At 68.7% G+C, this 14,207-nt stretch carries 10 protein-coding genes; 9 read left to right on the top strand and 1 reads right to left on the bottom strand.

Annotated features, from left to right (window positions below; all coding sequences use genetic code 11):
- Positions 1–73: 73 nt before the first annotated feature.
- Positions 74–1,036, bottom strand: a complete 963-nt coding sequence (locus VL15_RS17335; RefSeq protein ID WP_048247113.1) for a LysR family transcriptional regulator — start codon at positions 1,034–1,036, stop codon at positions 74–76.
- Positions 1,037–1,187: 151 nt separating this feature from the next.
- Here VL15_RS17335 and VL15_RS17330 point away from each other — a divergent pair, with 151 nt between their 5' ends.
- The 9 genes from VL15_RS17330 (at position 1,188) to VL15_RS17290 (ending at position 14,201) form a co-directional block, all read left to right on the top strand.
- Positions 1,188–3,323: a 3-hydroxyacyl-CoA dehydrogenase NAD-binding domain-containing protein gene (locus VL15_RS17330; protein ID WP_048247111.1), complete on the top strand. Its 2,136-nt coding sequence runs from the start codon at positions 1,188–1,190 to the stop codon at positions 3,321–3,323.
- 29 nt (positions 3,324–3,352) lie between these two features.
- Positions 3,353–4,561: an acyl-CoA dehydrogenase family protein gene (locus VL15_RS17325; RefSeq protein WP_048247109.1), complete on the top strand. Its 1,209-nt coding sequence runs from the start codon at positions 3,353–3,355 to the stop codon at positions 4,559–4,561.
- Positions 4,562–4,575: 14 nt separating this feature from the next.
- Positions 4,576–5,712, top strand: a complete 1,137-nt coding sequence (locus VL15_RS17320) for an acyl-CoA dehydrogenase family protein (protein ID WP_048247107.1) — start codon at positions 4,576–4,578, stop codon at positions 5,710–5,712.
- Positions 5,713–5,743: 31 nt separating this feature from the next.
- Positions 5,744–6,949: a CaiB/BaiF CoA transferase family protein gene (locus VL15_RS17315; RefSeq protein WP_048247103.1), complete on the top strand. Its 1,206-nt coding sequence runs from the start codon at positions 5,744–5,746 to the stop codon at positions 6,947–6,949.
- Positions 6,950–7,046: 97 nt separating this feature from the next.
- A complete protein-coding gene (locus VL15_RS17310; protein ID WP_048247102.1) occupies positions 7,047–7,352 on the top strand; it encodes a DUF485 domain-containing protein in 306 nt (101 codons plus the stop codon).
- Between the two features lie 11 nt (positions 7,353–7,363).
- The gene (locus tag VL15_RS17305) at positions 7,364–9,049 is read left to right on the top strand and encodes a cation acetate symporter (RefSeq protein WP_048247101.1); all 1,686 of its coding nucleotides are present in this window, start codon (positions 7,364–7,366) and stop codon (positions 9,047–9,049) included.
- Positions 9,050–9,450: 401 nt separating this feature from the next.
- A complete protein-coding gene (locus tag VL15_RS17300) occupies positions 9,451–10,740 on the top strand; it encodes a dicarboxylate/amino acid:cation symporter (protein ID WP_048247097.1) in 1,290 nt (429 codons plus the stop codon).
- Between the two features lie 4 nt (positions 10,741–10,744).
- Entirely contained in the window at positions 10,745–12,748 is a 2,004-nt protein-coding gene (locus VL15_RS17295; RefSeq protein WP_048247092.1) for a sensor histidine kinase, read from the top strand.
- A gap of 97 nt (positions 12,749–12,845) precedes the next feature.
- Positions 12,846–14,201, top strand: a complete 1,356-nt coding sequence (locus VL15_RS17290; protein ID WP_048247091.1) for a sigma-54-dependent transcriptional regulator — start codon at positions 12,846–12,848, stop codon at positions 14,199–14,201.
- Positions 14,202–14,207: the final 6 nt, after the last annotated feature.

The following is a 14,207-nucleotide window of genomic DNA, read 5'->3' as shown; positions in this document are numbered from 1 at the left end:
ATTCGATGGCGGCGGCGGTGCCGGCGCAACGGGGCTGCCCGCGCAGGCTGCGCGCCGTGCGCGCCCCGGCGCGCTATTGTCGCCGCGCGGCCGGCGGATTGTCACCCGACAGGAAACCCTGACGCATCCCGCCGGGCCCGCCCCGGCCGGTCTTTCCGGCCTGTTCGAGGATGAACTCTATGAACGTCGACGTCGCGCGCGTGTGGTGCCGGTTCGGCATGTAGAGCATGTACATGTGCGTGCCGAAGATGCTGAGCCGGTATGCGTCGAGCGACGTGACGACGGCGCCGCGCCGCATGTCGTCCTGCACCACGTAGTCGGGCACGATGCCGACGCCGATCCCCGCGAGGATCGCCTGGCGCAGGAACAGGAAGTTCTCCGAAATCAACGTCGGCTCGAGCAGCACCTCGTGCCGCTCGTCGCCGAGATACGCGGCGATCCTGAGCTGGCGGCCCATCACCGTCGCGGTGACGACCGGCGCGGCCGCGAGCGCGCCGAGGCTCGACGGCATCCCGTGCGCGGCCGCGAACGCGGCCGACGCGCAGGCGACGTAGCGCACCGCGCCCATGTCGCGCGCGACGAGGTTCTGCGGCGGTTCGGGCATCACGCGCACCGCGATGTCGATCTCGTCGCGCATCAGGTCTTCCACGCGGTTCTCGAACACGACGTCGAGCACGATGCCCGGGTGCAGCCGCTTGAACGCGAGCAGCCATTCGGACATCACCATCTGCCCGTAGCCGCTCGGCACCGACAGCCGCACGCGGCCCTGCAGGTCCTGGCCGAGCGTCGTCACCGATTCCTCCGCGGCGAGTAGCTCGTTGCGGATGCGCCGACCGTGCTCGTACAGCTTCAGCCCGATTTCGGTCGGCTCGATGCGCCGTGTCGTGCGCCGCACGAGCTGCTGGCCGATCGAGCGCTCGAGCTGATTCAGCCGGTAGCTGACGTTCGCGCGGCTCATCTTGAGCCGCTGCGCGGCCTTGCTGAGATTGCCGGCGTCGAGGATCTCGACGAGCAGCGTCAGCGCGTTCAGGTCCATGCGTGTGCTCCTGATCCGTCCCGTTTAACGGTCGGAAAGCATTCAGTGTCAAGTCAGACTTGACAGCTTGTAAAGGCGTGCGGGAATTGTCAATGAATCTCGATCAATCGAGAATCGGGACATGCTTGGTGCACACACCACAGGAGACACCATGAATTCCTCCGCATCGCCCGCCACACCCCAGGCCGGCACCGTCACGCGCGAGCGGCGCGACAAGGTGCTCGTCGTCACGATCGACCACCCGCCCGTCAATGCGCTGTCCGCCGACGTGCGGCGCGGCCTCGCCGACGCGCTCGACGCCGCGCAGGCCGACGACGCGATTCGCGCGGTGCTGATCGTCGGCGCCGGCCGCAACTTCATCGCGGGCGCCGACATCCGCGAATTCGGCAAGCCGCCCGTGCCGCCGTCGCTGCCCGACGTGTGCGAGCGGATCGAATCGGGCACGAAGCCGGTCGTGGTCGCGCTGCACGGCGCGACGCTCGGCGGCGGCCTCGAAGTCGCGCTGGCCGCGCATTACCGGCTCGCGGTGCCCGGCGCGAAGCTCGGGCTGCCCGAAGTCACGCTCGGCCTGCTGCCCGGCGCGGGCGGCACGCAGCGCGCGCCGCGCCTGATCGGTGCGAAGGCCGCGCTCGACCTGATGCTGACGGGCCGTCATGCGAGCGCCGACGAAGCGCTCACGCTTGGCCTCGTCGACCGCGTCGCGCACAGCGACGACACGCTCGCCGAAGGCCTCGCCTACACGCAGGAACTCCTGTCGCTCGGCGCGCCGGTGCGCCGCACGCGCGATGCGCAGGGGCTCGCCGATCGCGCGGCCGCGCAGGCCGCGATCGACGCGGCGCGCGCGGAGCTGCCGAAGAAGTCGCGCGGGCTGTTCTCGCCGGCGAAGATCGTCGACGCGGTCGAGGCCGCGCTCACGCAGTCGTTCGACGCGGGGATGAAGTTCGAGCGCAGCCTGTTCCTGCAGTGCATCGACAGCCCGCAGCGCGCGGGCCTCGTGCATGCGTTCTTCGCGGAGCGCGAAGCGGCGAAGGCGCCCGAGGCGCGGCGGGCGAGCGCGCGGCCGGTCGAGCGGATCGGCGTGGTCGGCGGCGGCACGATGGGCGCGGGCATCGCGGTCGCGGCGCTCGACGCCGGATTGCCGGTGACGATGATCGAACGCGACGAAGCGTCGCTCGCGCGCGGCCGTGCGCACGTCGAGAAGGTGTACGACGGCCTCGTCGCGAAAGGGCGGATGACGCCGGCCGCGCACGCGGCGCGGCTCGCACGCTTCAAGGGCAGCACGTCGTACGACGCGCTCGCGCAGGCCGACGTCGTGATCGAGGCCGTATTCGAGGACATGGCCGTGAAGCAGGCCGTGTTCGCCGAGCTCGCGCGCGTCTGCAAGCCGGGCGCGGTGCTCGCGACCAACACGTCGTATCTCGACATCGACGCGCTGGCCGCGAGCATCGACCGGCCGGCCGACGTGATCGGCCTGCATTTCTTCTCGCCGGCCAACGTGATGAAGCTGCTCGAGATCGTCGTGCCGGCGCGCGTGAGCGCGGACGTCGTCGCGACTGCATTCGCGCTCGCGAAGCAGTTGAAGAAGACACCGGTGCGCGCGGGCGTGTGCGACGGCTTCATCGGCAACCGGATCCTCGCCGTCTATCGCACAGCCGCCGACTACCTGATGGAAGACGGCGCGTCGCCGTACCAGATCGATCGCGCGGTGCGCGCATTCGGCTTCCCGATGGGGCCGTTCCAGGTCGTCGATCTCGCGGGCGGCGACATCGGCTGGGCGACCCGCAAGCGCCGCGCGGCGACGCGCGATCCGCGGGCCCGCTACGTGGAGATTTCCGACCGGCTGTGCGAGCGGGGCTGGTTCGGGCAGAAGACGTCGCGCGGCTACTACCTGTATCCGGACGGCGCGCGTGTCGGCACGCCGGACCCGGAAGTCGACGCGATCGTCGCGGCGGAGCGCGAGAAGAAGGGCGTCACGCCGCGCACGTTCAGCGACGACGAAATCCTGCGTCGTTACCTCGCCGCGATGATCAACGAAGGCGCGAACGTCGTGCACGAGAAGATCGCGCTGCGTCCGCTCGATGTCGACGCGGTGTTCCTGTACGGCTATGGCTTCCCGCGCTATCGCGGCGGCCCGATGCACTACGCGGACACGCTCGGCCTCGCGAACGTGCTCGCCGATATCCGCGCGTTCGCGAAGGAGGATCCGCTGTTCTGGAAGCCTTCGCCGCTCCTCGTCGAACTCGTCGCGCGCGGCGCGGATTTCGCGAGCCTGAACCGCGTCGACTGAACGCCAACCGCATTCGCAACGGACAGAAGATGGACCTCAATTTCACTCCCGAAGAGGAAGCGTTCCGCACGGAAGTGCAGCGCTTCCTGCAAGCCGAACTCCCCGAGCGCATCGCGCGCAAGGTGAAGGGCGGCCTGCATCTCACGCGCGACGACATGCGCGAATGGCACGCGATCCTCAACGCGCGCGGCTGGCTCGCGAGCCACTGGCCGCGCGAATACGGTGGGCCCGGCTGGAGCGTCGCGCAGAAGTTCCTGTTCGACAACGAATGCGCGCTCGCCGGTGCGCCGCGCATCGTGCCGTTCGGCGTGAACATGCTCGGCCCCGTGCTGATCAAGTACGGCAACGAAGCGCAAAAGCGCCACTGGCTGCCGCGCATCCTCGACGGCACCGACTGGTGGTGCCAGGGCTACTCGGAGCCGGGCGCGGGTTCCGATCTCGCGGCGGTGAAGACGAGCGCGGTGCGCGGGATCGACGCGCGGGGCGAGCACTACATCGTGAACGGCCAGAAGACGTGGACCACGCTCGGCCACTACGCGAACATGATCTTCTGCCTCGTGCGCACCGCGACCGACGTGCGCAAGCAGGAAGGCATCAGCTTCCTGCTGATCGACATGAACACGCCGGGCGTCGACGTGCGCCCGATCATCACGCTCGACGGCGAGCGCGAGGTGAACGAAGTGTTCTTCACCGACGTGCGCGTGCCGGCGGACAACCTCGTTGGCGAAGAGAACCGCGGCTGGACCTACGCGAAATTCCTGCTCACGTACGAGCGCACCAACATCGCCGGGATCGGCTTCTCGACGGCCGCGCTCGACCGGCTGCGCGCGGTTGCCGCGAAGGTGACGAAGAACGGCAGGCCGCTCGCGGACGATCCGTTCTTCGCGGCGCGCGTCGCGCGCGTCGAGATCGAGCTCGAGAACATGCGCACGACCAACCTGCGCGTGCTGGCCGCGGTCGCGGGCGGCGGCGTGCCGGGCGCGGAAAGCTCGATGCTGAAGATCCGCGGCACGCAGATCCGCCAGGAGATCACGTCGCTGATGCGGCGTGCGATGGGGCCGTACGCGCAGCCGTTCGTCGACGAAGCGCTCGATGCGGACTACGACGGCGAACCGGTCGGCCCGGACGACGCCGCGAGCGCCGCGCAGCAGTACTTCAACAACCGGAAGCTGTCGATCTTCGGCGGCTCGAACGAGATCCAGAAGAACATCATCGCGAAGATGATGCTCGGGCTGTAACGAGGAACGCGACGATGGATTTCCAGCACACAGAAGACCGCCGGATGCTGGCGGACACGTTGAACCGCTTCATCGCCGAACAGTACGCGTTCCCGGTGCGCGATCGCATCGCGCAGTCGGCCGAAGGCTTCGATCGCGCGATGTGGCAGCGCCTTGCCGAACTCGGCACGGTCGGCGCGCTGTTTCCCGAAACCGACGGCGGCTTCGGCGGCGCGGGTTTCGACATCGCCGTGGTGTTCGAATGCCTCGGCCGCGGGCTCGTCGTCGAACCGTTCCTCGGCGCGCTGCTGGCCGGCCGTGCGCTGTCGCTCGCCGGCGGCGACGCGCATCGCGACAAGCTCGCGGCGCTGATCGACGGCAGCGCGAGCGCCGCGTTCGCGCACGACGAGCCGGGCTCGCACTACGAACTGACGACCGTGCGCACACGCGCCGAACGCTCGGGCGACGGCTGGGTGCTGACGGGCGCGAAGGGCGTCGTCGACCAGGCCGCGCAGGCGGCGTTCTTCGTCGTCAGCGCGCGCGTGTCGGGGCGCGACGACGATGCGGCCGGCATCGGCCTGTTCGTCGTGCCGGCCGACGCGCCGGGCGTGTCGCTGCGCGACTACCGGAAGATCGACGGCGGCCGCGCGGCGGAGGTGCGCTTCGAGCGCGTCGCGCTGCCGGCCGATGCCGCGCTCGGCGATCACGACGGCGAAGCGGGCGCTGCGCTGCTCGAACGCGTGCTCGGCTACGGGTTGCTCGCGCTGTCGGCGGAAGCGCTCGGCGCGATGGACGTCGCGAAGGAGCACACGCTCGAATACCTGCGCACGCGCAAGCAGTTCGGCATGCCGATCGGGAGTTTCCAGGCGCTGCAGCACCGGATGGCCGACCTGCTGCTCGAAGTCGAGCAGGCGCGTTCGGCCGTGATCAACGCGGCCGCGCAGCTCGATGCGCCGCGCGTGACACGCGAACGCGCGCTCGCCGCGGCCAAGGTCAGCATCGGCCGGATCGGCACGCTCGTCGCGGAGGAGAGCATCCAGTTGCACGGCGGGATCGGGATGACGTGGGAGCTGCCGCTGTCACATTACGCGAAACGCCTCGTGATGATCGATCACCAGCTCGGCGACGAGGATCACCATCTCGCACGCTACATCGCGCTGTCGAAACAGTAAAAAGCGCATAACGCGAATGGAGGAGACAAGGATGACGAACGAACCGCGCGCGTTGCCGCTGGCCGGCGTGAAGGTGCTCGATTTCTCGCGCGTGCTCGCGGGCCCGTGGTGCGCGATGGTGCTCGCCGATTTCGGCGCGGAAGTGATCAAGGTCGAGCATCCGGCGCGCGGCGACGATACGCGCGACTGGGGGCTGCGGATCGGCGACACCGAGACCACGTATTTCAACAGCGTGAACCGCAGCAAGCGGTCGATCTGCGTCGACCTGCAGACGGAAGCCGGGCAGCGCGTCGCGCGCGAACTGGCCGTGCAGGCCGACGTGGTGATCCACAACTTCAAGTTCGGCGGCGCGGAAAAGCTCGGCCTCGGCTACGACGCGCTGGCCGAGCTGAATCCGCGCCTCGTGCACTGCGCGATCTCGGGCTACGACCGTTCGGGCGCCGAGGCCGCGCGGCCCGGCTACGACCTCGTCGTGCAGGGCGAGGCCGGGCTGATGGCGCTGAACGGCGAGGCCGGCCAGCCGCCGCTGAAGTTCGGCGTCGCGGCGGTCGACCTGTTCACCGGCATGTATTCGGCGCAGGCGATCCTCGCCGCTCTGTACGAGCGCCATGCGACCGGGCGCGGGCGGCGCATCGAGATGGCGCTGTTCGACTGCGGGCTGATGATCACCGCGTACTACGGGCTCGATGCGCTGCTGATGGGTGAGGACCCGCCGCGCTACGGCAACGCGCATCCGTCGATCGTGCCGTACGGCGTGTTCGACGCGGCCGACGGCCCGCTCGTGATCACGGTCGGCAACAACACGCAGTTCGCGCGCTTCTGCGATGCGATCGAGCGGCCCGACCTCGCGGCCGACGCGCGTTACAAGACCAACCTCGGCCGCTCGGAAAACCGCGCGGACCTGCTGCCCGAGATTCGCCGCGAACTGGCGCGCCGGTCGCGCGCGACGCTGCTCACGGCGCTCGCCGACGCAGGCATTCCGTGCGGCGAAGTGCTCGGCTTGCACGAAGCGCTGACGTCCGAGCGCGCGACCCGCGCCGGGCTCGTCACGCGGCAGCCGCATCCGGTCGCGGGCGAGGTCGACTTGCTGGCACCGCCGTACCGCTTCGACGGCGCACGGCTGCCGGTGCGCGGCGCGCCACCGGTGCTGGGCGCGGATACGGAGGCGGTGCTCGGCGGCTGGCTCGGGATGTCGGCTGATGAAGTCGCGCGGCTGCGTGCGGATCGCATCGTGTAACGCGTTTATTTGCCGCCGCGGCGCGGGCGGATCGGATCACGCGCCGGCCATCCACAAGACACTTCTCGCGACATGACGAGAAGACATTGGAGACACCATGGAGCTTTCCGTCATCGAATCGGTCACGGCGCGCCGCGACTACCAGCAGCTCGTGCGTGCGCGGCGCCGCTTCAGCTTCGTGCTGACGGCGCTGATGATCGCCACTTACTACGGCTTCATCCTGTTCGTCGCGCTTGCGCCGCACGTGCTCGCGACGCCGCTGTACCGCGGCGCGACGACGACGGTCGGGATCGCCGCGGGCGTCGCGATCATCCTGGTCGCGATCGGCCTGACCGCGTGCTACGTGCTGCGCGCGAACCGCGTGTTCGACCGCCGGGTCGACGCGATTCTCCAGCGCTCGTGATGGAGGCCGACATGCGACGCACATCGATCGCGCTCGGCGCGCTTGCCGCTCTCGTTTCCTCTGCCGCCCATGCGGTATCCGTCGCGGGCCCGATGCCCGACAAGGTCGAACTGAACCCGGTCGCGATCGGGATGTTCTTCGCGTTCGTGTTCGCGACCCTCGCGCTCACACGCTGGGCCGCGCGTCGCACCCGCTCGACGCGCGACTTCTACACGGCCGGCGGCGGCATCACCGGGCTGCAGAACGGCCTCGCGATCGCGGGCGACTACATGTCGGCCGCGTCGTTCCTCGGGCTGTCCGGGATGGTGTTCATGTTCGGCTTCGACGGGCTCATCTATTCGATCGGCTTCCTGGTCGGCTGGCCGTTCGTGATGTTCCTGATCGCCGAGCCGCTGCGCAACCTCGGCAAGTTCACGTTCGTCGACGTCGTCGCGTACCGCTTCGCGCAACGGCCGATCCGGCTGATGACTTCCGCGAACGCGCTGACGATCGTCGTGCTGTACCTCGTCGTGCAGATGGTCGGCGCGGGCAAGTTGATCCAGCTGCTGTTCGGGCTGTCGTACGGCACGGCCGAGCTGATCGTCGGCGTGCTGATGGTGGTCTACGTGTTTTTCGGCGGGATGACCGCGACGACCTGGGTGCAGGTGATCAAGGCCGTGCTGCTGCTGTGCGGGGCGACGCTGCTCGCGTTGCTCGCGCTCGGCGAATTCGGCTTCAGCGTCGACGAGATGTTCCGCCGCGCGGTGGCCGTGCACCCGGGCGCGCTCGGCATCATGGGGCCCGGCAAGCTGATCCGCGATCCGGCCAACGCACTGTCGCTCGGGATCGCGCTGATGTTCGGCACGGCCGGCTTCCCGCACATCCTGATGCGCTTCTTCACGGTGCCGAACGCGAAGGAGGCGCGCAAGTCGGTGCTCTATGCGACCGGCTTCATCGGCTACTTCTACCTGCTGACCTTCGTGATCGGCTTCTCGGCGATCGTGCTGCTCGCGCAGCATCCGGAATTTTTCCGGCTCGCCGCGAACGGCACGTTCAACCTGACCCACGACCTGCTCGGCGGCTCGAACATGGTCGCGGTGAAGCTGGCGCAGGCGGTCGGCGGGAACTGGTTCTACGGCTTCATCGCGGCCGTCACGTTCGCGACGATCCTCGCGGTGGTCGCGGGCCTGACGCTCGCCGGCGCGACAACGATCTCGCACGACCTGTACGCACAGATGTGGGCGCGCGGCAAGCCGGACGAGCGCCTTGAAATGCGCATCTCGCGTGCGGCGACGATCGTGCTGTCGGCCGTCGCGATCGGGCTGTCGATCCTGTTCGAGCACGTGAACGTCGCGTTCATGGTCGGGCTCGTCGCGGCGGTGGCCGCGAGCGCGAATTTCCCGGTGCTCGCGATGTCGATCTTCTGGCGCGGGATGACGACACGCGGCGCGGTGCTCGGCGGCAGCCTCGGCCTCGTGTCGGCGGTGGCGCTCACGGTGCTGTCGAAGTCGGTGTGGGTCGACGTGCTGCACCACGCGCACGCGCCGGTGTTCCTCGACAACCCGGCGCTCGTGTCGGTGCCGCTCGCGTTCATCGGGATCGTCGTCGGCTCGCTCGCGGATCGCGGCGAGCGCGCGCGCCGCGAGCGCGCCGCGTTCGCGCAGCAAGAGTTCTACGCGCAGACGGGCCTGCTGGCCGGCAAGGCCGTGCAGCACTGATTCGTCGGATGAATGCGCGCATCCGTCCGGATCGCCGGACGGATATTTTCCGGAAATCCGGAATCCCGGATTTCCTTGCCTGCCGCATTATGAGAAATACAATGAAAACAACGGCTTGAGGGGTTCCGGGAACCTGGCATCGACCTTGCAATATAAAACGCATGGCCGCCCCCCCGGCCTGACTATTAAACCAAGCGTTGCATGGGACCCGAGTAAGCGCTGAAGCGCTAACTCGGGTCGACAGGAGACAATCGATGACCACTGCCTTCCTCCCCCTCCGGATGTCTTGAGGCATCGCTTGTTGCGGCACGGCAGCCGCGCGGGCGAATGCTTTTCCCCTGACATTCGCCCGCGCGCGTGACGCCGTTTCCATCGGCTCATCTACTTCAGCAGGAACCATCGTGAAGAAGAAACCCTTCTACAAAGTCCTCTACGTGCAGGTGATCTTCGCCATCATCGTCGGCGTGATCCTCGGCCACTACTACCCGTCGATTGCCACCGACATGAAGCCGCTCGGCGACGGGTTCATCAAGCTGATCAAGATGGTGATCGGTCCGATCATCTTCTGTACGGTCGTCACCGGCATCGCCGGCATGGAGGACATGAAGAAGGTCGGCCGCGTCGGCGGCAAGGCGCTGCTGTACTTCGAGATCGTGTCGACCTTCGCGCTGCTGCTCGGCCTCGCGGCCACGCACATCCTGCGTCCGGGCGTCGGTTTCAACATCGATCCGGCGACGCTCGACGGCAAGGCCGTCGCGTCGTACGCGGCGAAGGCGCACGGGCAGTCGACGGTCGACTTCCTGATGCACATCATCCCGAACACGATGGTCGATGCGTTCGCGCAGGGTGAAATCCTGCAGATCCTGCTGATCGCGCTGCTGTTCGGCAGCGTGCTCGCGCACCTCGGCGAGCGCGGCAAGGTCGTCACCGACTTCATCGATGGGCTCACCCGCGTGCTGTTCGGCATCGTGCACATCGTCACGAAGCTGGCACCGATCGGCGCGTTCGGCGCGATGGCGTTCACGATCGGCAAGTACGGCGTCGGCTCGCTGGTGCCGCTGCTCAAGCTGATCGGCACGTTCTACCTGACGTCGGTCGTGTTCGTGCTCGTCGTGCTCGGCACGATCGCGCGCTTCACGGGCTTCTCGATCATCCGCTTCGTGTCCTACATCAAGGAAGAGCTGCTGATCGTGCTCGGCACGAGCTCGTCGGAAGCCGCGCTGCCGCAGCTGATGGAAAAGCTCGAGAAGGCCGGCTGCTCGCGTTCGGTCGTGGGCCTCGTCGTGCCGACCGGTTATTCGTTCAACCTCGACGGCACCAACATCTACATGACGATGGCCGTGCTGTTCATCGCGCAGGCGACCAACATCGAACTGACGTGGATGCAGCAGCTCACGCTGCTGGCGGTCGCGATGCTGACGTCGAAGGGCGCGAGCGGCGTCACGGGCGCGGGCTTCATCACGCTCGCCGCGACGCTGGCCGTGGTGCCGACGATCCCGCTGTCGGGCATGGTGCTGATCCTCGGTATCGACCGCTTCATGAGCGAATGCCGCGCGTTGACCAACATCGTCGGCAACGGCGTCGCGACGGTCGTCGTGTCCGCATGGGAGAAGGAGCTCGACCGCAACAAGCTGCGCCAGGCGCTGAAGGGCGGCGGCGAAGTCGCGGCGACCGAGACTGCCGGCGTCTGACATCATGAAGGAGCAGGCGGCGGCGGCACCGCCCGCCGGCGGCGCGGCGCGCGGCGGCAATCCGGAGGCCTATGACACAATAGGCGATCCGCATCGCCAGGAAGCCTCGACCGTGACGCGCCGCCTGCTCATCCTCGTCGTGCTTGCCGCCGCGCTGGCCGCGGCATGCACGCTGACGTGGACCATCACCTGGCGGCGCGGCGTCGCCGAGCTGCAGCGCAATGCTGCCGTGCGCGTCGACCGCACCACCAGCGCGCTCAAGAGCACGCTCGACCGCTACGAGTCGCTGCCTTATCTGCTCGGCAGTCATCCGTACGTGCAGGACCTGCTCGCCGAGCCGAAGCGCGCCGACTACAGCGCGCGCGTCAACCGCTATCTCGAAGATCTCAACGAACACGCGCACGCGACCGTCACCTACGTGATCGGCGCGGACGGCCTGTGCGTCGCCGCCAGCAACTGGCGCGCGCCCGACAGCTTCGTCGGGATCGAATACCGCTTCCGCCCGTATTTCCTCGACGCGATGCACGGCCAGGTCGGCCGCTTCTTCGGGATCGGCACGATCTCGCGCGATCCCGGCTACTACATCTCGCAGCCCGTGTGGCGCGACGGCAAGATCGCGGGCGTCGTCGTCGTGAAGCTCAACCTCGAATGGTTCCAGGGCGCCGACGCGTCCGAGCCGCTCGTCGTCGCGGACGATCACGGCGTCGTGTTCCTGTCGTCGGTGCCCGCGTGGAAGTACCACACGCTGCGCCCGTTGACGGGGCCCGTCGCCGCGTCGATCTACGAGACCCGCCAGTACGCGCAGCAACCGGTCACGCCGCTGCCGCTGCGCATCGAGCAGACGCTCGGCGCCGATGCGGAGATCGTGCGGCTTGGCGCGGGCCTGCGCGCGCCGCGCTTCCTGGCCAGCAAGCGCCGGATCGGCGAGCCCGACTGGCTGCTCGTCACGCTCGCGCCGATCGCGCCCGTCGACGCCGATGCGCGCAACGCGACGATCGTCACGGGCTTCGGCTTCGTGTCGGTCGCGCTGTTCGCGTTCTACTGGCGGATGCGCCGCGCGCGCGTGCGCGAAATGATCCGCGGCCGTGCGCTGCTGCAACAGGCCTATGCGGAGCTGAACCGGCGCGTCGAGGAGCGCACGGTCGACCTGTCGGAAGCGAACGAGCAATTGCAGAAGGAGGTCGGCGACCGGATTCGCGCGGAGCAGGAGCTGCGCGCCGCACACGACGAACTGATCCAGGCGAGCAAGCTCGCCGCGCTCGGCCAGATGGCGGCCGGCATCACGCACGAACTGAACCAGCCGCTCGCGGCGCTGCGCAGCTTCTCGGACAACACGCGCGTGCTGCTCGATCGCGGCGAGCAGGCGGCCGCACGCGAGAACCTCGAGGCGATCGCCGCGCTCACCGAGCGGATGGGCAAGATCACGAACCAGCTGAAGCTGTTCGTCGGCCGCGCGAAGCCGCGCAACGAACGGGCGCTCGTCGTGCGTGCGCTGCGCAGCGTGCTGTCGCTGCTCGGCGATCGCCTGCGCGGCGTCGCGCTCACGCTGACGCTGCAGGACGCGATCGTGTCGCCCGCGCACGACGCGCCGCTCGATCTGGCTTGCGACTATCCCGAACTCGTCGCGCGTTGCGAGGATCTGCGGCTCGAACAGGTGCTGATCAACCTGCTCGGCAACGCGCTCGACGCGGTCGCGGGCGTCGCGGCGCCTGCCATCGAGGTGACGATCGCGGTGTCGGCCGCGACGCTCGCGATCGAGGTGCGCGACAACGGGTCCGGCATCGCGCCCGACCTGCTGCCGCGCCTGTTCGAGCCATTCTTTACGACCAAGGAAATGGGGCGCGGGCTCGGCCTCGGTCTCGCGATCTCGTCGTCGATCGCGAGCGACGCGGGCGGCGCACTGACCGCGCGCAACGCGCCGTCGGGCGGTGCGCAGTTCGTCTTGACGCTGCGGCGCGCACGCACGCATCATCCGGACTCCGTGTCCGAGCCGGCGGGCTCGCATTGAGCACACGTCAGCCGCAGACCCGGTCGGCGAACGACCGGCATCAACGCCGCCGCGCGCGCGACTGCGCCGCGCGGCCCGTCAGGAGCAAGTGAGTACGATGGCCAACCGGCTGCAAGTGATCTATATCGAAGACGATGCGCTCGTTCGCCGGGCGAGCGTGCAGAGCCTTCAGCTGGCGGGCTTCGACGTCGCCGGCTTCGAGTCGGCCGAAGCGGCCGAAAAGGCGATCGTCGCGGACACCGCCGGCGCGATCGTCAGCGACATCCGGCTGCCCGGCGCCAGCGGCCTCGACGTGCTCGCGCAGTGCCGCGAGCGCGTGCCCGACGTGCCCGTGATCCTCGTCACCGGGCACGGCGACATCTCGATGGCCGTGCAGGCGATGCGCGACGGCGCCTACGATTTCATCGAAAAGCCGTTCGCGGCCGAGCGTCTGATCGAGACGGTGCGCCGCGCGCTCGAGCGGCGCGAGCTCGTGCTCGAGAACCATGCGCTGCGGCGCGAGCTGGCCGGGAAGGACGTCGTCGCACCGCGCATCATCGGCCGCAGCCCCGCGATCGAGCAGGTGCGCAAGCTGATCGCGAACGTCGCGCCCACCGATGCGTCGGTGCTGATCAACGGCGATACGGGCGCCGGCAAGGAGTTGATCGCGCGCAGCCTGCACGAGCTGTCGCCGCGCCGCGACAAGCCGTTCATCGCGGTGAACTGCGGCGCGCTGCCCGAGCCGATGTTCGAGTCCGAGATGTTCGGCTACGAACCCGGCGCGTTCACCGGCGCCGCGAAGCGGCGTGTCGGCAAGCTCGAATATGCGTCCGGCGGCACGCTGTTCCTCGACGAAATCGAAAGCATGCCGCTCGCGCTGCAGGTGAAGCTGCTGCGCGTGCTGCAGGACGGCGTGCTGGAGCGGCTCGGCTCGAACCAGCCGATCCGCGTGAACTGCCGCGTCGTCGCGGCCGCGAAGGGCGACATGAGCGAACTCGTCGCGGCCGGCACGTTCCGGCGCGACCTGCTGTACCGGCTCAACGTCGTGACGATCGCGCTGCCGCCGCTCGCCGAGCGCCGCGAGGACATCGTGCCGCTGTTCGAGCACTTCATGCTCGATGCGGCCGTGCGCTACGGGCGGCCGGCGCCTGTGCTGACCGACCGGCAGCGCGCGAGCCTGATGCAGCGCGACTGGCCCGGCAACGTGCGCGAGCTGCGCAACGCGGCCGACCGTTTCGTGCTCGGCGTGGCCGACATGCCGCAGGAAACGGGCGCCCGCGGCGACGAAACCGACAACGAGCAGACGCTGAAGGAGCGCATCGAGCAGTTCGAGCGCGCGGTGATCGCCGAGGCGCTGAACCAGACGGGCGGGGCGGTCGCCGCGACGGCCGACCGGCTGCATGTCGGCAAGGCGACGCTCTACGAGAAGATGAAGCGCTACGGGCTGTCGGCGAAAGGCGAAACCGAGCGCTGAAAAGCA

It is taken from the genome of Burkholderia cepacia, assembly GCF_001039005.1.
In the GTDB taxonomy this organism is placed as follows: Bacteria; Pseudomonadota; Gammaproteobacteria; order Burkholderiales; family Burkholderiaceae; genus Burkholderia; species Burkholderia theae.
Note: the sequence above shows the minus strand (reverse complement) of the source record. Positions and strands in the feature narration are given on the sequence as shown.